The sequence below is a fragment of the Vreelandella venusta genome (assembly GCF_007989605.1).
Lineage (GTDB): Bacteria > Pseudomonadota > Gammaproteobacteria > Pseudomonadales > Halomonadaceae > Vreelandella > Vreelandella venusta.
Genome location: NZ_BJUL01000006.1, coordinates 1 through 19,471 on the forward strand (window position 1 = coordinate 1; position 19,471 = coordinate 19,471).

General features: G+C 51.1%; 19 protein-coding genes and 3 tRNA genes. 12 read left to right on the forward strand and 10 right to left on the reverse strand.

The window, feature by feature from the left end:
- Window positions 1–98: 98 nt before the first annotated feature.
- From HVE01_RS07980 to HVE01_RS07990, 3 genes are all read right to left on the reverse strand, one after another.
- Window positions 99–173: transfer RNA gene (locus tag HVE01_RS07980), tRNA-His, on the reverse strand.
- A 56-nt stretch (window positions 174–229) separates the two neighbouring features.
- A tRNA-Arg gene (locus tag HVE01_RS07985) sits at window positions 230–306 on the reverse strand.
- Window positions 307–398: 92 nt separating this feature from the next.
- A tRNA-Pro gene (locus HVE01_RS07990) sits at window positions 399–475 on the reverse strand.
- 336 nt (window positions 476–811) lie between these two features.
- Between HVE01_RS07990 and folD the strand changes: the two genes are divergently transcribed.
- On the forward strand, window positions 812–1,678 hold the full coding sequence (gene folD / locus HVE01_RS07995; RefSeq protein WP_125748045.1) for a bifunctional methylenetetrahydrofolate dehydrogenase/methenyltetrahydrofolate cyclohydrolase FolD: 867 nt from the start codon (window positions 812–814) through the stop codon (window positions 1,676–1,678).
- Between the two features lie 48 nt (window positions 1,679–1,726).
- Window positions 1,727–2,440: a 5'-methylthioadenosine/S-adenosylhomocysteine nucleosidase gene (gene mtnN, locus HVE01_RS08000; RefSeq protein WP_146943405.1), complete on the forward strand. Its 714-nt coding sequence runs from the start codon at window positions 1,727–1,729 to the stop codon at window positions 2,438–2,440.
- A 73-nt stretch (window positions 2,441–2,513) separates the two neighbouring features.
- On the opposite strand, the gene pyrC is transcribed toward mtnN, so the two are convergent.
- Window positions 2,514–3,551 (reverse strand): dihydroorotase, encoded by a 1,038-nt coding sequence (pyrC, locus tag HVE01_RS08005; protein WP_146943408.1) that lies wholly within the window; start codon window positions 3,549–3,551, stop codon window positions 2,514–2,516.
- Window positions 3,552–3,700: 149 nt separating this feature from the next.
- Between pyrC and HVE01_RS08010 the strand changes: the two genes are divergently transcribed.
- Genes HVE01_RS08010 through HVE01_RS08020 form a run of 3 tightly spaced genes read left to right on the forward strand, consistent with a single transcriptional unit; the run spans window position 3,701 to window position 5,977 of the window.
- The gene (locus HVE01_RS08010; protein ID WP_125748054.1) at window positions 3,701–4,117 is read left to right on the forward strand and encodes a hypothetical protein; all 417 of its coding nucleotides are present in this window, start codon (window positions 3,701–3,703) and stop codon (window positions 4,115–4,117) included.
- Window positions 4,118–4,124: 7 nt separating this feature from the next.
- Window positions 4,125–5,399: an ATP-binding protein gene (locus tag HVE01_RS08015; RefSeq protein ID WP_125748056.1), complete on the forward strand. Its 1,275-nt coding sequence runs from the start codon at window positions 4,125–4,127 to the stop codon at window positions 5,397–5,399.
- Window positions 5,400–5,437: 38 nt separating this feature from the next.
- The gene (locus HVE01_RS08020) at window positions 5,438–5,977 is read left to right on the forward strand and encodes a response regulator transcription factor (RefSeq protein ID WP_083004453.1); all 540 of its coding nucleotides are present in this window, start codon (window positions 5,438–5,440) and stop codon (window positions 5,975–5,977) included.
- 52 nt (window positions 5,978–6,029) lie between these two features.
- On the opposite strand, the gene HVE01_RS08025 is transcribed toward HVE01_RS08020, so the two are convergent.
- Entirely contained in the window at window positions 6,030–6,803 is a 774-nt protein-coding gene (locus HVE01_RS08025; RefSeq protein WP_125748059.1) for a 3-hydroxybutyrate dehydrogenase, read from the reverse strand.
- Window positions 6,804–6,879: 76 nt separating this feature from the next.
- Window positions 6,880–7,317, reverse strand: coding sequence for a [NiFe]-hydrogenase assembly chaperone HybE (gene hybE, locus HVE01_RS08030; protein ID WP_125748062.1), 438 nt, complete (start codon window positions 7,315–7,317; stop codon window positions 6,880–6,882).
- Window positions 7,318–7,447: 130 nt separating this feature from the next.
- Here hybE and HVE01_RS08035 point away from each other — a divergent pair, with 130 nt between their 5' ends.
- Together HVE01_RS08035 and HVE01_RS08040 are read left to right on the forward strand one after the other, a co-directional pair.
- Window positions 7,448–7,711, forward strand: a complete 264-nt coding sequence (locus tag HVE01_RS08035) for a GrxA family glutaredoxin (RefSeq protein WP_125748065.1) — start codon at window positions 7,448–7,450, stop codon at window positions 7,709–7,711.
- 121 nt (window positions 7,712–7,832) lie between these two features.
- Window positions 7,833–8,600 carry a VOC family protein gene (locus HVE01_RS08040; RefSeq protein WP_146943410.1) on the forward strand — a complete coding sequence of 256 codons (768 nt, stop codon included), beginning with the start codon at window positions 7,833–7,835 and terminating at the stop codon, window positions 8,598–8,600.
- 36 nt (window positions 8,601–8,636) lie between these two features.
- Here the strand turns inward: HVE01_RS08040 and HVE01_RS08045 are convergent, their stop codons facing one another.
- Both HVE01_RS08045 and HVE01_RS08050 read right to left on the reverse strand, forming a co-directional pair.
- Window positions 8,637–9,302: a CoA transferase subunit B gene (locus tag HVE01_RS08045; RefSeq protein WP_038484421.1), complete on the reverse strand. Its 666-nt coding sequence runs from the start codon at window positions 9,300–9,302 to the stop codon at window positions 8,637–8,639.
- 45 nt (window positions 9,303–9,347) lie between these two features.
- Complete coding sequence (locus HVE01_RS08050) at window positions 9,348–10,046, reverse strand: CoA transferase subunit A (protein ID WP_125748071.1); 699 nt, start codon at window positions 10,044–10,046, stop codon at window positions 9,348–9,350.
- 147 nt (window positions 10,047–10,193) lie between these two features.
- Between HVE01_RS08050 and HVE01_RS08055 the strand changes: the two genes are divergently transcribed.
- From HVE01_RS08055 to HVE01_RS08065, 3 genes are all read left to right on the forward strand, one after another.
- Window positions 10,194–11,099 (forward strand): LysR family transcriptional regulator, encoded by a 906-nt coding sequence (locus tag HVE01_RS08055; RefSeq protein ID WP_125748074.1) that lies wholly within the window; start codon window positions 10,194–10,196, stop codon window positions 11,097–11,099.
- Window positions 11,100–11,232: 133 nt separating this feature from the next.
- Entirely contained in the window at window positions 11,233–12,114 is an 882-nt protein-coding gene (locus HVE01_RS08060; protein WP_146943412.1) for an acyltransferase, read from the forward strand.
- A gap of 32 nt (window positions 12,115–12,146) precedes the next feature.
- Window positions 12,147–12,995 carry a LysM peptidoglycan-binding domain-containing protein gene (locus tag HVE01_RS08065; protein ID WP_186808826.1) on the forward strand — a complete coding sequence of 283 codons (849 nt, stop codon included), beginning with the start codon at window positions 12,147–12,149 and terminating at the stop codon, window positions 12,993–12,995.
- Between the two features lie 64 nt (window positions 12,996–13,059).
- Here HVE01_RS08065 and gcvT read toward each other — a convergent pair whose 3' ends face one another.
- Both gcvT and HVE01_RS08075 read right to left on the reverse strand, forming a co-directional pair.
- On the reverse strand, window positions 13,060–14,172 hold the full coding sequence (gene gcvT, locus HVE01_RS08070) for a glycine cleavage system aminomethyltransferase GcvT (protein ID WP_125748077.1): 1,113 nt from the start codon (window positions 14,170–14,172) through the stop codon (window positions 13,060–13,062).
- Between the two features lie 93 nt (window positions 14,173–14,265).
- A complete protein-coding gene (locus HVE01_RS08075) occupies window positions 14,266–15,675 on the reverse strand; it encodes an alanine/glycine:cation symporter family protein (protein ID WP_125748080.1) in 1,410 nt (469 codons plus the stop codon).
- A gap of 410 nt (window positions 15,676–16,085) precedes the next feature.
- Here HVE01_RS08075 and gcvH point away from each other — a divergent pair, with 410 nt between their 5' ends.
- Both gcvH and gcvP read left to right on the forward strand, forming a co-directional pair.
- A complete protein-coding gene (gene gcvH, locus HVE01_RS08080) occupies window positions 16,086–16,475 on the forward strand; it encodes a glycine cleavage system protein GcvH (RefSeq protein ID WP_125748084.1) in 390 nt (129 codons plus the stop codon).
- Window positions 16,476–16,552: 77 nt separating this feature from the next.
- The gene (gene gcvP / locus HVE01_RS08085) at window positions 16,553–19,447 is read left to right on the forward strand and encodes an aminomethyl-transferring glycine dehydrogenase (RefSeq protein ID WP_146943414.1); all 2,895 of its coding nucleotides are present in this window, start codon (window positions 16,553–16,555) and stop codon (window positions 19,445–19,447) included.
- Window positions 19,448–19,471 lie beyond the last annotated feature (24 nt).

The following is a 19,471-nucleotide window of genomic DNA, read 5'->3' on the forward strand; positions in this document are numbered from 1 at the left end:
CCCACGACCACCGGAGCCACAATCCGGGGCTCTACCACTGAGCTACATCCACCACAACCTAAAACTGGAATTGCATATAATTAATATGCGTCATCAAATGGGGTGGATGATGGGGATCGAACCCACGACCACCGGAGCCACAATCCGGGGCTCTACCACTGAGCTACATCCACCATTGATGAGGTACTGACTTACATGTCTTACCGAATGCGTCCATCAAAAGCTTTAATGGCACGCCCAGCAGGACTCGAACCCGCAACCTACGGCTTAGAAGGCCGTTGCTCTATCCGGTTGAGCTATGGGCGCACATAAAGCATTCTAAGAGACTGAATACTGATGAGCACTTGACCACAACCAATGTTCGGAAAAGCAAGTTACCACCTTCCGCGCTAGGTATGTGGTCGGGATGGAGGGATTCGAACCCCCGACATCCTGCTCCCAAAGCAGGCGCGCTACCAGACTGCGCTACATCCCGATTTCTTACCTTAGACGCTGCTGCATGTCCCGTCTCAAGCGAGGCATATATTACTATTTCTGAGATTAAAGTCAACACCTAAAGTGATTGATTCGTTAGAAGCTTTGCCTCGTCGCCCTAGCATGCGAAAATCAGACCTTATCGAAAGCCCGTGACCTCCTGCGCTCAGCCACGTAATTTCAAGTGCTGAGTGATAGATAGCGGGGTTTAAGTATCGGTGTTCAGGTACACAGGTTCGGGTACGATGCCCACCCGCCGCCCTTCCCATACTTTAAACGCCACGGCCTAGACATAGTCACCCAGCTTCGTTTCTAACCTTCACAGGGATTCTATTACATGACCGCCCAACTTATCGATGGCAAGGCCATCGCCGCTAATGTCCGCCAGCAAGTTGCCGAGAAAATCAGCGCGCGCCAGCAAGCTGGCGATCGGGCACCTGGACTAGCTGTTGTTGTGGTCGGGGAAGACCCAGCTTCCCATGTTTATGTCAGCAACAAACACCGTGCCTGTGAGCAGGCAGGTATTCTGTCTTTTCAACATGCGCTACCCGCTGATACGCAGCAGCATGAACTGGAAGCGCTGGTCGATCAGTTAAATAACGATGCAACGGTTGACGGCATTCTTGTTCAACTGCCATTGCCAGAGCATTTAGACTCTCGCCCTATTCTTGAGCGGATTCGTCCAGACAAGGACGTCGATGGTTTTCACCCATACAACATTGGTCGTCTGGCGCAACGTATGCCTTCGCTCAGGCCCTGCACGCCTAAAGGTATTATGACCATGCTCGCCCACAGCGGCATTGCCGTGCGAGGATTAGATGCCACTGTTGTAGGCGCGTCCAACATTGTTGGTCGGCCAATGGCGTTGGAATTGATGCTGGCAGGCTGCACCACAACGGTATGTCACCGCTTCACTTTGCAGCTTGAATCTCATGTGCGCCGCGCTGACTTGGTTGTTGTCGCTGTTGGCAAACCTGGCATCGTTAAAGGGGAATGGATCAAACCGGGCGCTATCGTGATTGACGTTGGCATTAATCGCCAAGACGACGGCACGCTCACTGGTGACGTTGACTTTAAAGCCGCGGCAGAGCGCGCCAGCTTCATTACTCCCGTGCCTGGCGGCGTTGGGCCGATGACCGTTGCCACGCTGCTTGAAAACACGCTAGAAGCCGCTGAACGGCACGACAAAGGCCTAGACCAGTAGTGATACAAACACCACTGCCGTTAACGATTTCTTAAGGAGTAATCACAAGTGCAACGAATCGGAATCATCGGCGCGATGGCGCAGGAAGTGAATATACTGGCAGAACAGCTAGAAGACGCTGAACGCTACGAGCATGCTGGCTTCGTTTTTTATACGGGCACACGCCACGGCCTGGAAATTATTGTGCTGCAGTCAGGGATAGGTAAGGTCAATGCGGCGGTAGGCACCGCGATTTTACTTGAGCGCCACCAACCTGATGCGATCATTAACACCGGCTCCGCAGGCGGCTTCGCGAGCGATCTTGCTATTGGTGATGTGATTATTTCAGATGAAGTTCGCCACCATGATGTTGATGCCGTGGTCTTTGGCTATGAGATTGGTCAAGTCCCTGGTATGCCTGCAGCCTACCAAGCAGATAAGCAACTTCGGGATATTGCCCGTAACGCCATTGCCGAATTAGGTGAGGTTAATGTGCGTGAGGGATTGGTTGCCACAGGGGATGCCTTTATGGCCGACCCTGAGCGTGTCGCTACTACCCGCGCCCAGTTTCCAACCATGCTAGCCGTTGAAATGGAAGGCGCCGCTATTGCACAAGCATGTCATCTCTATAACTGCCCATTTGTGGTCATTCGCGCGCTTTCAGATATACCCGGCAGTGGTGACAATCACCTGTCATTCGAGCAATTTTTGGACATCGCGGCTGACCATTCCTCACGGATGGTAGATCAAATGCTGGTCGCGCTTGGTAAGATGAAGCAATAGAGCTCAGAAAAAGTGCCTCAAGCGTTAACAAAACGGAGCCGTTGGCTCCGTTTTTTTGGCCTGCCATCAAGCGCTACGCTTTCAGCTTCCATGCCAGGCTCTCACCCGCCATTAACGGAATGATATGCTGACCAGCTGTATAGGGATAATGCGCTGGCAGGTTCCATGAACGACGCTCCAACGTCACGCTATCAGCATTAACTGGCAATCCATAAAAGCGCGGTCCGTTTAGACTGGCAAACGCTTCTAGCTTGTCCAAGGCATCCATTTCTTCGAAGGCTGCTGCATAGAGTTCAATGGCAGCAGGCGCGGTATATGCTCCTGCGCAGCCGCAGCTAGACTCTTTATCGCCTTGGGCATGAGGCGCACTATCGGTCCCCAAAAAGAATTTAGGACTGCCACTGGTCGCTGCTTTTAACAACGCTTGGCGATGCTGCTCACGCTTCAATATCGGCAAGCAGTAATAGTGCGGTCGAATACCACCCGCCAGCATTTTGTTGCGGTTAAACAGCAGGTGATGAGCCGTAATCGTAGCGGCAATGTTATCAGGTGCCGCTGCAACAAACTCAGCAGCCTGCTGGGTCGTAATATGCTCAAACACTACCTTAAGCTTAGGGTGTTTAGCCAAAAGCGGTTTCATCACCCGCTCAATAAACACCGCCTCTCGATCAAAAATATCAATCTCATGATCGGTCACCTCACCATGCACTAACAGCGGCATACCAACGCTGGCTAGCATCGCAATGGTGTCGTCGCAGTGTGCAATGTCCGTGACACCTGATGCAGAGTTAGTGGTTGCACCCGCGGGATACAGCTTCACGGCTTTTACGATACCACTTTCAGCAGCACGCTCGATTTCTTCAGGCGGCGTCGTGTCGGTCAAATAGAGCGTCATCAATGGCTCAAACGCACTGCCCTCGGGCAGCGCGGCTAAAATTCTCTGCCGATACGCTATTGCTTGAGCAGTCGTGGTGATCGGCGGCGTTAAATTAGGCATTATAATCGCACGCCCCATTTGGGCGGCGGTATGACCTACCACAGCGCTTAGCGCCTCATCATCACGTAAATGAAGATGCCAATCATCGGGGCGAGTTAACGTAATAGCGTCCACGGCAAGTCCTGTGCAGAAATGAATTTAGTCAAAGAGTCAGGACAGTATACCCAATACGGGTAACGGATAAATCTCCCCTATCCATCCCACAGCCGTTCCCAAGTGTCGTATCATGGCGGCACTTTGTAAGGTCAAGGACTCAGTTTTTTATGCAGAATGTGCGTCGCTATGCGGACATAATCGCTAGTATTGAAGGATTACTATGGCTTGGCCTTGCCTGGTCAATATCCTTTTCGATGTATTATGGGAGTACCGAACCGACACTGGCTGTCTTGTTCGTTGTTGGCGCGCTCGTGTTATTCGGCTGGGCGCACCGTCCAATGCGCTACTTGTTGAAACGCTACCACGTACGTAAGCGCCGCACTGACATGTGGATACATACACTAGCGCTACCACTCTTGCTCGCTATGTTTTTCCATATCATGTTAGAGGCTGTACTGGGCAGTGCCTGGCTACCGCCTAAAATGCTGCTATTCAACCTGCTTGCCTCAGCGGGATGGCTGACGTTCGTTATGACGTTATTTATAAAATATGTGATTCACAACGTGAAAACATCGAGCAAATAACTCCGCTATGCCTACCGCCCTGCCTCTTCCGCTCTCGACGCCTAACCGTAACCTTGTTCGATTAACGATCGTCAGGGGGATTACTTGGACCGGTTTCTTACTGGCCATTATCGTTGGCATTGAGTTGCTCGCTTTCGACTTGCCAGTGACCGCAGTCGTCAGCGTTGTAATTGCAATGGGGATACTGAATATCGTCACATGGTGGCGCTTAGGCAGACCAAAAGCGGTTAATCATTTTGAATATCTTGCCCATTTACTGGCCGATATTGCAGGCTTAACGCTACTCTTTTATTTTTCAGGCGGTTCAACAAATCCCTTTATTACTTACTACTTAGTGCCAGTCACTATCGCCGCTGCAACCCTTCCCTGGCGGCATGCCTGGATCATCGCCGGCTGTTCAATGGCAGGTTACACCTACCTGATGTTCTTTTATCACCCGATACCTCAGCTGGGTCACATCAACAGCGACGGCCCACTAAGCCTTCATGTATTGGGTATGTGGCTTAATTTCGGCTTATCAGCCGGGCTGGTCACGTTCTTCATCTACAAAATGGCTCACGCCCTACGTAATCGCGATAAAGCACTCTCTCGCACGCGTGAGGCGGCGCTGCGCAACGAGCAAGTGTTAGCTGTTGCTACCCAAGCCGCTGGCACGGCTCATGAGCTTGGCACGCCGCTTTCAACCATGGCCGTGCTACTAAATGAAATGCACCAAGATGCGCCTCATGACTCTGTCTTACAACAAGATATAGCCATTCTTCGTCAGCAGGTAGAAGTGTGCAAATCGCGCTTACAACACCTTGTTGCAACGGCTGACCGTCGGCGCATGGCAGAACCCGAGATACTAGATGCTGAACTGTGGCTAGCTGCCGTTGTGCAACGCTGGCTCGTTATCAGGCCAGATGTTAGCCACTTTTTTGATGTTGCCGAAAGACGCGGCCGCCCCTGGTTGGCCGTCGATGCCACATTAGATCAAGCGCTAACCAATTTGCTGAATAACGCCGCCGACGCTAACCCAGAGCAAATTGCTATTCGACTGGATTGGCAAGATGAAAGCGTTGTCATTGATATTCGCGACCATGGACCCGGCATCGCAATGTCGATTGCTGATCAGCTAGGCGACACGTTTATTTCCACCAAAAGCAAAGGCATGGGGATCGGGCTGTTTTTAACCCATGCCACCATTAATCGTTTCGGTGGTGGAGTAAGCCTGTACAATCATCCGGAAGGAGGCACGTTAACGGAAGTAACTTTGCCTCTTTGTTCCGCCCCTGATAAGTAACAGCGACGCAGAGCATTCGCCAGAAAATCGAGGACATCATGCAGACGCAAGACCAACGCCTTTTAATCGTCGACGATGATGAAATGTTTTGTCACGTGCTAAGCAGAGCGCTTACGCGTCGTGGTTTTGAGGTGCAAGTTGCCCATGATGCTGATCAAGCAATGACACTGATCACGCAGTTCATGCCCACAATGGCGACACTTGATCTAAAACTTGAGCATAGTTCGGGGCTTAAGTTACTGCCTGACATGCTGGCAAGCGCACCGAATTGCCGCATTGTGGTATTAACGGGGTATTCGAGCATCGCCACAGCAGTAGAAGCCATCAAACTCGGTGCCGTTAACTATCTGTGTAAACCAGCAGATGCTGACGATGTTATTGCAGCTTTTGACCATCAGGATGGCGACCCAAATATTGAGCTAGCCGACAACCCTCCCTCTATCAATCGTATAACGTGGGAGCACATTCAAAAGGTGTTGCAAGAGCACGATGGCAACATTTCAGCCACGGCTAGGGCACTCGGTATGCATCGGCGCACATTACAACGTAAATTACAGAAGCGCCCGGTACGCAGGTAATTCGTCCACTCTTTGCGCAACAACGACGCAAAGAGTGGACATCAACGTACTGTTATTGGGCGGTCCAGCCTAGATCAATGTTCCAACTAGCTCCCGTTACTGCGCCTGCCGCATCGGAAGCTAAATAAGCAACTAACTCAGCAACCTCGGATGGCTCAATCAACCGCTTAACCGCTGCGTTTTTTAGCATGACTTTTTCAATCACTTCTTGCTCACCCATGCCATGAAGCTTGGCTTGGTCGGCGATCTGATTATCGACCAGTGGTGTTTTTACATAGGCAGGACAGATCGTATTAGCGGTAATCCCCTGCTCACCTCCTTCTAAAGCAGCGGTTTTTGTTAGTCCAATCATGCCATGCTTGGCACTGATATAAGCGGCTTTGCCAGGTGAAGCTACCTGCGCATGCACAGACGCAATATTAATCACACGCCCCCAGCCCTTTTTACGCATATGCGGCCATGCTGCCTGGGTAAGCAAAAACGGAGCCGTCAGCATTAAATCAATGATTTGGCGCCACTTCTCTTCAGGGAACGTTTCAATGGAAGCGACGTGCTGAATACCTGCATTATTAACCAAGATATCGACGCCACCAAAGCGCTTAACCGCCTCAGCAATTGCTCCGCGGCACGCATCGGGGTCGGTTAAGTCCCCTTGGTAAAATGCGGCGCCAGCCGCCTCAGCGACTTCTTTTCCAGCCGGGTTAAAGTCCACGGCTAACACTTGAAAGCCTTGTTTGCAGAAATGCTTCACCACCGCTTCACCAATACCGCTACTGGTACCAGTGACCACAGCAACACGGGGTATAACAGCTTTTTCAGAAGACATAAACGTTCCTTTTGCCGAGATTATTCAGAGTAAAAATGTAAAAACAGACAGCCTAGATAGAAGTAGACTTTGCTGCCTAACCACCCTCTGGAGAAGGCCCATCAGACACCATTAGCTGCGTCATCATGCGCTGGGCCAATCGCGCAGCTTCCTGCATACTTGCTAGATCATTTAGATCCTCCAGAATGACGCGTTTATAGAGCTCGCTGCCATTGGGCAACTGTTCATATGAAAGCGAATAGTGGCCAGAAGGCAGGGTGAGACGTAATACATCCCCCAAGGAATCATGCTGATCCAGACTTGGCACAACCACTAACCACATTGCACAAGGTGTTATTAACGCACCTACCAGTAGCGACGCATGCCCTTCTTCCCAGGGCTGGAAGCACAATGCATCGACACCAAGGCAAGGGTTATAATGACTCGACTGCTTCATTGAACGCAGATGCGTATCTCGATAATGCAGCGCTAATTCAGCTAAGCGCGGATATTCTTGGGCAGCTAAGGTTCGCATACGCTCTTCCAATTATTAAACATTCACCCATAACACGGCTTAATGAAGCATGTAGTGTAGCGCTATTAGCCAAACTGCATGCGCTACGCCACAATAGGCAACCCATTTTTATCCTAAAGGAGTTTCTACGATGTTTGTGGTAATTTTTGGCCGCATGTCATGCCCTTTCTGCGTACGCGCAAAACTTCTCGCAGAGCATTTAGAGAGTAACGGAAAGATAGAAGGCTACCGCTACGTTGATATGCCCTCAGAAGGCGTTACCAAGGAAGATATTGCAAAAACAGCTGGCAAGCCTATCCATACCGTTCCTCAGGTGTTTATTGACCAACAACACATAGGTGGTTTTACTGAGTTCGACCAATTTGTCCGTCAACAGCAGCTGCTGGCTTCTTAACCCTGGCGTTAAAACTGACGTTAACACCCGTTGAACAACCAAATCTTCGCTTGCCTATAATGAAGTATCACAGCCATGTGACAACTCATGTGATGTTCGATTAGGCGGCGAGGGTACCCCAATGCAGCGAGAGGAGTTTGTTCAACAGCTTTGGCTGGACTACATGCATACGCACCCAGACCTTGGCGGCCTAAGATTATGGCCACTCAGCACGACAGCCGAGTATTTAACCTTAGTAACACTAAACTATGGTCCCTTTGCTGCTAGCGAGCTCAACCCCAGCCTTGCCCATATGGGCTATCGTTCAGTTGGCCATTACGCTATGGCTGATAAAGGCCTTTTAGTGCATTTACTTGCACCTAATGACAATAGCAGTTGGCTAGTATTAGCAGAGTTGCAGCTGGGAACGCTTTCAAAAGCCCCCCGCGAAGCACTCACGCAGCTCGTACTACAAAGCCATCCAGCCGATTGCCAAGGGCAAAATTTGCTATGCCGAGGACGCCCATGGCCAATGCCCTCTTGGGCACTCTATCAACAGCTACAACAGGCTCACCCCCTCGCCGCCTGGCTATCGATCATGGGCCCTAGACTGCATCACGCAGGTTTCGACTGCTCAACGATTGGTGAGCCTCTAGACACTTTGCATAGCCAGCTTGAAGCGTGCGGTATGCCCAGTTTCGAGGGGCAGCAAAACGGCGTATTTTCCGTGTCATCGCTACTTGAGCATCGATTTTATCCTGCAATGCCACAAAAAACTGTTTTCCACTCAGGTGATGAGCATCGCCTTTGCCTGGGGGGGCTAGCACTCGTGCAAAAACATGTCGGCGACGGCCATGAGCGCACTGCTGAAATCCTACTGCCTTACCACACGCGCTGCGAAATGGCGTGAGCGGGTTAGCTCACGCCTCGCGTAGTCGACTAAGGGTTATTCAGCATCAAACGTCATTTCTGGAACATGATCGGGCACAATCAGTTTGCCAGCTGTTTTTTCTATAATTTCTTCAACACTGACCCCCGGTGCGCGCTCTTTGAGAATAAAAGCACCGTCTTTAATTTCCAGATAAGCGAGGTCGGTCAATACGCGGTTAATGCACCCTGCCCCTGTTAAAGGAAGCGTGCACTTTTCCAGCAATTTGGACTCACCGTGTTTCGAAGCGTGCGTCATGGTACAGATAATGTTTTCTGCGCCAGCAACCAAATCCATTGCGCCGCCCATCCCTTTGATGAGCTTACCTGGCACCATCCATGACGCAATATTTCCCTCTTGGTCCACTTCAAAAGCCCCCAGCACGGTCAGGTCTACATGGCCACCACGAATCATGGCAAATGATTCTGCTGAAGAGAAAATAGCAGCCCCGGGGCGAGCGGTGACCGTCTGCTTACCGGCGTTGATCATATCAGCATCAACTTCTTCTTCGGTGGGAAAACGCCCCATGCCCAGCAGTCCATTTTCGGACTGCAACATGACATCAATACCGTCAGGCACATAGTTGGCAACCAACGTAGGTATGCCGATACCTAAATTAACGTAAAAACCATCTTCAAGTTCGCGTGCAACGCGCTGCGCCATTTGCTCACGTGTTAAAGCCATGGTGTATACCTCTTATTGAGTAAAAATGTCTAAACCAGAGAGCGATCAGCTACGTACCGTGCGTTTTTCGATGCGCTTCTCGAATGAGCCTTGAATAATGCGATCCACATAGATACCGGGGGTATGGATCTGGCTTGGCTCCAGCTCGCCTGGTTCAACAATTTCCTCAACTTCTACAACCGTTATCTTGCCTGCGGTGGCTGCCATAGGATTGAAGTTCTGTGCCGTATGTCGATATACGACATTACCGTAGCGATCTGCTTTCCAGCCCTTAACAATCGCAAAGTCACCGGTAATAGCTTCCTCTAAAATATAGTGGCGACCATTAAATTCACGCACCTCTTTACCTTCACCAATAGGCGTTCCGTAACCAGTAGCCGTATAAAATGCGGGAATACCTGCGCCACCGGCGCGCATCTTCTCGGCCAAGGTGCCTTGGGGTGTCAGCACAACTTCAATTTCGTTGTTAAGCATTTGTTGTTCAAACATTGCGTTCTCGCCAACATAAGAAGCGAGAATTTTGCTAATCTGGCGATCTTCGAGCAGCACACCTAGCCCGAAACCATCAACACCGCAATTGTTAGACACTACCGTGAGGTCAGTAACAGCCCGACGTTTAATCTCAGCGATTAAATTTTCAGGAATGCCGCAAAGGCCAAAACCGCCAGCAATAACGGTCATGCCACTTTCGATACCTTCCATCGCTTCCTCATAGGAAGATACACGCTTATCAAATCCTGCCATTGTTATGCCTCGCATTATTATCAGTGGTACGTTGCACGCGTCGGTATGATGCGATTGGATCTGTATAGCCAGTGTTGTACCAGATGATATATTTGTTAAGTTTGTTTTTCTTATCAATTTATATAAAAAACTCATCAAAGGGCCAGTATGACCGTTAAGCAACTTCGCGCTTTTCTTGCGGTAGCCCAAACTCTGAGCTTTACCCAAGCCTGTGAGCGTCTGCATTTGTCTCAGCCAGCGCTCAGCTTGGCCATCAAAGGGCTTGAAGATTCACTAGGGGGAAAACTGTTGATACGCAGTACCCGTAGCGTCCGACTCACACCTGAGGGTGAAACGCTTATCCCGCTGGCGAAGCATTTACTTGCTCAGTGGGATAATACTGAGGAGCGACTGCGCCAGCGCTTCACTCTCCAGCTTGGCCGTTTAAGCGTAGCAGCCATGCCCTCTTTTGCCTGTAATCTACTGCCTAGCGCTTTGGTTACCTTCCGTCGGCAATATCCAAAAATCAATATTACTGTCCATGATGTTATCAACGAAGAAGTCATCGACATGGTGCGCTCTCGCCAAGTGGAAATAGGCATTGCCTTTTTACCCGAAGGAACCGGCAGTTTGACGTTTACGCCGCTCTTTGAAGATCAATTTATCGCTGTTGTACCACCCCAATCAGGCTTGGCCCAGGCCAACACACTGAGCTGGGCCACACTGCTGCAACAGGATTTTATTACTCTGCAACGCCCATCAATGGTGCGCAGATTGCTAGAGCAGGGGCTTGCCAAACAACGTATTGACTTACCGGTCGCTTTTGAAAGCCATCAGCTCTCAACCGTTGGTAGAATGGTGGCAGATGGCTTAGGTGTAAGTGCCGTACCGTCAATGTGTATTCAGCAAATGCACCAACTCGGCGCCCACTGTGTTCCCTTAACCTCACCAGGCATTGCCTGCCGAGTTGGCATACTGACGCATCATGAATTATCGGTCGCCGCACAAGCACTAAGCAAAGTGCTAATCGAAGGCATCAACACGCCAACACTAACGCCCAAACACGCTCATTAAGCATGCTAAGGTTTCGTAATATACTGGGCAGCGTGGGCGTGATCCTTTAGCATTTACGCGGGGTTGCTATAGATTGGCCACCTATCGCTGGAATTGCACCACTAGTGTCATCATACGTAAAAGGAACCGTGGTATGTCTACTGCCAAAGGAGTCATCAGCCTACTGCTGCTGACGCTAACGACGCTGTTTTGGGGCGTACCACTCATCTTGTTAACGCTGCTAAAGGTCATCACCCCAGGTCGACGTCAAAAACAGAGAATTCTTGATGGCCTGTGCAGCGTGGCGCTCAATTGGATTGGCGCAAACCTGTGGTGGATGCGTCGGTGGATCAAACCTGATGTCACTATCAGCATTCCGGACTCACTCACTCCACAGCAATGGTGGCTGGTTATTTCAAACCACCGCAGTTGGACAGATATCTTCATTCTGTTTATGGCATTGCATCGCCGCATTCCAATGCCCCGGTTCTTTTTGAAACATCAGTTAATTTGGATTCCTATCGTCGGACTGGCATTTTGGGCGTTAGAATTCCCTTTTATGCGACGCTTCAGTCGTGAGCAACTTGCCAAGAACCCTAAACTCGCGACTATCGACCGTGAATCAACTGAGCGCGTTTGCCGACAAGCTAGAAATGCACCCATTGCAATATTTAACTTTGTCGAGGGAACACGCTTTACCGTAGCAAAACGGGAAAAGCAACAAAGCCCGTATCGCCATTTACTGAGACCCAAGGCTGGCGGTGTCTCACAGGTACTTAGCCTGCTTGGCGACAAACTGGATGGAATTTTGGATGTCACCATCAGCTATGAAAATCCAACGCCCACTTTCTGGGGTTTTCTATGTGGAAAAGAAGCTTGCATTACACTTAACGCAAGGCAACTCGCCATTCCCCAATGGATGAACGAAGCCAACTATCACGAAGAACAGCAGCACAAGGAACGTTTCCACGCATGGATCAATTCACTCTGGCAGGAAAAAGACGCCTTGCTAGCCAAGCAAACCAACCACGATTAGTTTGGTGGCTAGCAGCCTGTGCGCTAGCAACGATGTTAGCGGGATGTGCAGGCTCTCCCTCCTCAAATGATCAAAATAATCCTGTGTCCAGCAGCACTGCCGGTCAAATAAACGGTGAATGGGTAGAGGTACAGCGCGGCGATACGTTGGGAAAACTTGCCAACCGAGCAAACGTTCCACTTGAGCGCTTGGAACGCTTCAATCCAGGAGTCAATGCTCAACGCTTAAACGTTGGACAACGCTTATTAATACCTACCCAGCAAGAGCGAGCGCCCTCTGGTGGACCCTATCGCTACCAGATCCGGCCTGGCGATACTTACTCAAGCATCGCGCGTCATTTTGGCACCACAGCTGGGCGTATACAGAGCGCCAATCCAGGCAGTTCGCCCACAGCGCTCAGGGTTGGCCAAATTGTCAGTGTACCGCTTAGTAGCGGCACTTCCCGCAGCTCCAGCACAAGTCGGCCAGCAGTGGCAGCACCGACGCCAAGCACAAGCCTACCGGCCTCTGCACGTCGCTGGCCTTGGCCCTTAGAGGACTACCGGATTGTGCGCCGCTTTGGTGCCGATAGCCGTGGTACGCTACAGCCTATGCTACTGGCCACCCAGGCGGGAGCCAAAGCCCAAGCAGTTGCGCCAGGTGAAGTGCGTTTTGCCGATGGAATGCGCCAGCTTGGTGATGTTGTCATTATTCACCATGCAGACAACTTGCAGACCGTCTACGCACTGTGCGAGCGTATTTTAGTCCGTGTCGGCCAGCAAGTAAGCGCAGGCGACCCGCTATGCGACGTCGGCCAAAGCAGCACAACGCAGCGCTACGATCTGCTTTTCGACCTGCGCCAAGGTGGTAAGCCGATCGACCCCCGACAAGTATTAAGATGACCTAAAAAAGCCCCTAACATCAGGGGCTTTTTTCATGAACGGTGGCTGTATTAACCGCAGTAATTTAACCGCGATAATAGCCTGGCTTCACAAACGGGGTAGGTGTCACCACCATCGGCAGCTGTTTACCTCTCACCAGCGCATAAACGGTGGTCTCAGGCGCTTCCCATTCACGCCCTACGTACCCCATGGCAATTGGCTTACCAACGCTTGGTCCAAAGCCACCGGAAGTGACAACACCGATTTCATTACCTTGCGCATCAACTAAGAGCGCCCCCTCCCTTACTGGTGCCCGCCCTTCTGCCACTAAGCCTACCCGCTTACGCGTGTGATCTTTCGCGGTTACTTGGTGCAGAATAAGATCCGCTCCAGGGAAACCTGCCGGACGCTCTCCACCGTGTCGGCGAGGCTTACCAATCGCCCAAATAAGCCCAGCTTCTACTGGCGTTGTCGTCATATCCATATCGTGACCGTACAAACACAGCCCTGCTTCTAGGCGCAGCGAGTCACGCGCTCCCAAGCCAATCGCTTCAACTTCGGGTTCAGCTAACAGTTGCTCTGCCAATGCCTGACATGCATCAGCAGCAACTGATATTTCAAAGCCATCTTCACCCGTATAACCACTTCGACTAATCCAGACTTCCTGCCCAGCCATTGTGAAGCGGCCATGCTGCATAAACGTCAGCTCACACGCCTCGGGGCACAGTCGCTTCATAACATCGCGTGCTTGTGGGCCTTGCAGAGCCAGTAGCCCTCGGTCGAGTACCTCAATGTGATGAGTAGCAGCAAGATTGGTGCGCAGATGGGCAATATCCTGCTCTTTACAAGCAGCATTGACGACCAAATAAAAATGATCGCCTGCATTGACGGCCATGAGATCATCGATAATACCGCCATCAGTTCCGGTAAATAGCCCGTAGCGCTGTTCACCTTTGCTTAGTCCCACTAGGTCCGCGGGGATCAGTGACTCAAGCGCCTCGGCAACATTATCCCCAGAAACCGTTATTTGGCCCATGTGAGAAACATCAAACAGCCCACATTGCTGACGTGTGTGCTCATGCTCTTTCTTAACACCTAATGGGTATTGCACCGGCATGTCATAACCCGCAAAGGGAACCATCTTGGCTCCTAGCGAAAGATGCAATTCATGGAGTGGCGTCTGTTTAAGGTCGGTCATGGGATTTCCTCGGTCGAGAAAGAGAAACGGGAAGCCATGACTGGCTTCCCGGCTCTATTACATCTTATCGGCCCGTATTACGTTGAATAGGGGTTACTTATCGTGATCCAACGCTTCACCAGGCAGCACGTCTTTGCCTGCAAAGTAATCACGGGTAAGCTTGAATACCACTGGCGAAAGTAGCGCCAGCGCGATCAAGTTCGGAATGGCCATCATAGCGTTAAAGGTATCCGCCATCAGCCAAATAAAGCCAAGTTGTGCGACAGCGCCCAACGGAATTGCCAGAACGAACAGCACGCGATACAGCATAATTGAACGTGTACCGAACAGGAACTGACAGCACTTCTCGCCGTAGAACGACCAGCCAAGAATCGTAGTAAAGGCAAACACAGCCAGGGCAACCGCAACAATCTGATTACCAAAACCGGGCAAGGCGGCGTCGAACGAAAGCGCCGTTAGCGATGCGCCCGCCTCACCTTCAGTCCATACCGTAGAGGTCAAAATAACCAGTGCCGTAATGGTACAAACGATGATGGTATCAATAAAGGTACCCAGCATGGCGATGAGACCTTGGCGAACTGGGTTTTTGGTTTGCGCGGCTGCGTGTGCAATAGGCGCACTACCTAAACCTGCTTCGTTCGAGAAAATACCGCGCGCCACACCAAACCGGATAGCCGCCATTACCGCTGCACCAGCAAAGCCACCCGCTGCTGCCATCGGATTAAAGGCATAATAGAAAATCAAACCAAATGCTTCACCAATTTGGCTTGCATTGACGATCAATACCAGCAAACCAGCAATCACATAAGCAATCCCCATGATGGGCACTAGTTTACCGGCTACTTTTGCAATGCGCTTAATGCCGCCAAGGATAACAGCCCCCGCCAGCACCATGATCACTACGCCAGTTAGCCAATGCGGAACACCAAAGGTAGATTCCATAGCATCCGCTACAGAGTTTGACTGTACGGTATTACCGATTCCGAAAGCCGCTACCGCACCAAAGAAAGAGAACAGCCCACCCAGCCAGAGCCATTTCTTACCGAGACCATTCTTTATATAGAACATCGGGCCACCCACGTGGTAGCCAGTGCTATCGGTCTCACGATAGCGTACAGCAAGAACCGCTTCGGAAAATTTAGTGGCCATCCCCACTAATGCAGTGATCCACATCCAGAACACCGCGCCTGGGCCACCCAGCGCAATAGCCGTTGCCACGCCCGCGATATTACCCGTGCCAATCGTCGCAGATAGCGCCGTCATCAGTGCATCAAAAGGTGAAATTTCACCATCTTTGTCAGCAGATGTCTGGCCAGCATCTGCTTTACTAGGCTTAGAGTCGCGGCCCTTCCACATAAGCTTGAAACCCACACCGAGCTTTCTAACCGGCATTAGTTTCAAGCCAATCTGTAAGTAAATCCCTACGCCTAGCAGTAGGACCAACATTATCGGGCCCCAAACGACACCGTTAATTGCCCCTAGGAGGTTAGTTAATATTTCCACGTGTTTCTCCTTACCCTGTTCGTTAGCTCGTTTATTATGGGTACCGGGCAGTCAAGCTGCCTTGTTTTTGCTGCTGAGGTTATCAAACGTTTCCACCATAGCGCGTCTCACGCTTTGAAAAAACGCATAATTTGCATGTTTTACACCATTTTCCTAGTGCGCATCCATTGTCATGTCGCAACTCAGTAGAGAATGCATCTGTTTTCAAAAAAACTAGCAGATATAAAATATCAGGAAACTCGCCGCGCTTTTTTTGCCATCATGGGGCGCTGAAGAAATTTGTTTCCGATTGGAAACACGTTAACATAGGGCGCAGATCGCCTGACATAGAACTGGCCAATAGTCGCCAAGGCGAACGACAGGCGTTAGTATGCTCCTGTCCAGACAACTGTTTCATAAAGGGAATCATCATGAGCAATCTTCCTGCCAATCTTCGTTATGCCGAAAGCCACGAATGGGTACTTGACCACCAAGACGGTACCGTCACGATCGGCATTACTGATCATGCCCAAGAAGCGTTGGGTGACGTTGTTTTCGTTGAGCTGCCAGAAGTTGGTCAGGCACTCAGCAAAGGCCAAGAGTTTGGCGTTATCGAGTCTGTTAAGGCGGCTTCTGACCTTTACTCACCGGTTAACGGTGAAGTTATCGAAGTGAATGAAGCACTGGAAGATTCGCCTGAGACAGTCAATGAAGCGCCTTATGAAGGTGGTTGGATCATGAAAGTGCGCCTGACAGACACGGCCTTTGAAGGGTTGTTAGACGCAGATGCATACCAGGCAACACTAAGCTCAGACGATTAATTAGTCGGAAAGCCTGCGTACCGCAGGCTTTCTAGTTTCACCCTGCGCGGTTTTCTCATTACGTTCGGAACCCTCCCATGCCATTTGAAACACGCCGTTTGGCCGAACTGGCCGACCATGATGCTTTTATCAAACGCCACAATGGGCCTAGTCCCGCTGATGTCGACACCATGTTAAAAGCGCTCAATTTGCAGCGCATGGAAGATCTGATTGAGCAAACCGTGCCAAGCGACATTCGCCTTGACCGTGAATTAGCCCTGGATGTCCCACGCAGCGAAGCCGAAGCATTAGACTACCTAAGCCAGCTGGCGCGCCAAAACCGTGTGGCTAAAAGCTACATCGGCCAAGGTTACTACGGTACCCACATGCCAGCGGTCATACAGCGTAATGTGCTGGAAAACCCGGGTTGGTATACCGCTTATACGCCTTATCAGCCTGAGATCTCTCAAGGCCGACTAGAAGGCTTGCTGAACTTCCAGCAGGTCATTATGGATTTAACCGGCATGGAGCTTGCCAATGCTTCATTGCTGGACGAAGCGACTGCCGCTGCGGAAGCGATGGCGCTTTGCAAGCGCAGTAACAAGAAGAGTAAGTCAACGGCTTTCTTTATTGCCGATGACCTATTTCCGCAAACAATAGACGTTATTAAAACTCGCGCGGAGTTTTTTGGCTTTAAGCTAATCAGTGGTCCTGCTGAAACGCTGGCAGAACACGATGTATTTGGTGCCCTGGTGCAATACCCTTCCGCCAGTGGCAACATCACGAACCTTTCTCCGCTACTAAGCGCTGCCAAAGAACGCGGCATCATGACGTGCATCGCCACGGATCTATTGAGCCTCGTGCTGCTTAAAGAACCAGGCGCAATGGGCGCTGATATCGTTGTCGGTAACTCTCAGCGTTTTGGTGTCCCCATGGGCTTTGGTGGACCACACGCTGCCTTCTTTGCTACATCCGACAAGCTGAAACGCTCCATTCCAGGGCGCATTATTGGTGTCTCCAAAGATAGCCGCGGTAACACTGCATTGCGCATGGCCATGCAAACCCGCGAACAGCATATCCGCCGCGAGAAAGCGACCTCGAATATCTGTACTGCCCAGGCACTACTGGCGAATATTGCTGGCTTCTACGCCACTTACCATGGTGCAGAAGGTCTTCGCAAAATTGCAGGCCGCGTACATCGCCTCACTACCTTGCTAGCGGAAGGCCTTAAGCAAGGTGGGGTCACGTTAGCAAACGACAGCTGGTTTGATACGCTCCGCCTGACCCAGGTAGATGCGGGTAAAATTCATGGCCGCGCCATGACGCATGATATCAACCTTCATTACTTCGCCAATGGCGATGTGGGCATTAGCCTGGATGAAACGACAACGGCTCATGACGTCGCGACGCTGTTTGATGTGCTGTTAGGCGATGAGCACGGCTTGTCCGTCGCAGCGCTTGATGGACAGGTCATTAATGACGAGCTCAGCGGCATTCCTGCGCTGTATCGGCGTGAAAGCAGCTTTTTGGAACATCCTACGTTTACCCGTTATCGCAGTGAAACCGAGATGCTGCGTTATTTGAAACGTCTCGAAAATAAAGACCTTTCCTTAGCTCACGCCATGATCCCGCTGGGTTCGTGCACGATGAAGCTAAACGCTACCAGTGAAATGATTCCGATCTCCTGGCCTGCGTTTGCGCACCTCCATCCGTTCGCCCCTCGCGATCAAGTGGCCGGCTATCATCAAATGATTGATGAGCTAGCCGCCTTCTTAGTGGAAGTGACGGGGTATGACCATATCTCTATGCAACCCAACTCGGGTGCCCAGGGTGAATATGCGGGTCTGCTGGCCATTCGTCGCTATCAGGCAGCACAAGGAGAAGCTCATCGTAATGTGTGCTTAATCCCCAGCTCTGCCCACGGCACCAACCCAGCGTCGGCCGCCATGCTTAGCATGGACGTTGTCGTGGTTGAGTGTGACGCCAATGGCAACATTGACCTGGATGACCTAACGCGTAAAGCCGAGCAGCACAGTGATCGGCTATCTGCCGTAATGATCACGTATCCCTCCACTCACGGTGTATTTGAGTCCCATGTTCGCCAGGTTTGCGAGGTAGTACATCAGCATGGCGGCCAAGTGTATGTGGATGGTGCCAATATGAACGCTCAGGTAGGGTTGACGCGGCCTGGTGACTTCGGTGGTGATGTCTCACACCTTAATCTGCACAAAACATTTTGCATACCCCACGGTGGCGGTGGTCCGGGCATGGGCCCGATCGGTGTCAAAGCTCACCTTGCCCCCTTCGTTTCCAATCACGTGGTTACGCCTATTAATGGTGTTAATCCAGAAAATAGTGCGGTTTCCGCTGCAGCATTTGGCAGCGCGTCAATTCTGCCGATCTCTTGGGCATACATTAAGATGATGGGCGCACGTGGGCTTCGCGAAGCCACTGAGCTGGCTATTCTTAATGCCAATTATATTGCCAAGCGATTAGAGAGTGCTTATCCGATTCTCTACCGTGGCCAGAACGGCAATGTCGCCCACGAGTGTATCATCGATATTCGCCCGCTTAAGAGTGCTTCCGGTATCAGTGAAGAAGATATTGCCAAGCGGCTGATGGACTACGGCTTCCATGCCCCGACCATGTCATTCCCTGTGCCAGGCACACTGATGATCGAGCCCACTGAGTCTGAGTCACTCTATGAAATTGATCGCTTCTGTGATGCTATGATCGCGATTCGAGAAGAGATTGCGCGTGTCGAAAAGGGCGAATGGCCGCTGGATAATAACCCGCTGGTGAACGCCCCTCATACCCAAGCAGATTTGATGGATAGCGAGTGGCAGCGCCCTTATGACCGTAAGCTAGGCGCTTTCCCAACAGAGGCGGTTGCTGCGTCAAAATACTGGCCTGCGGTTAACCGCGTTGATAACGTATTCGGCGATCGGCAACTCATCTGTACTTGCCCTAGCATTGACGAATATCGCCGTTAATACTCACCGCATACGCTCTTAAGC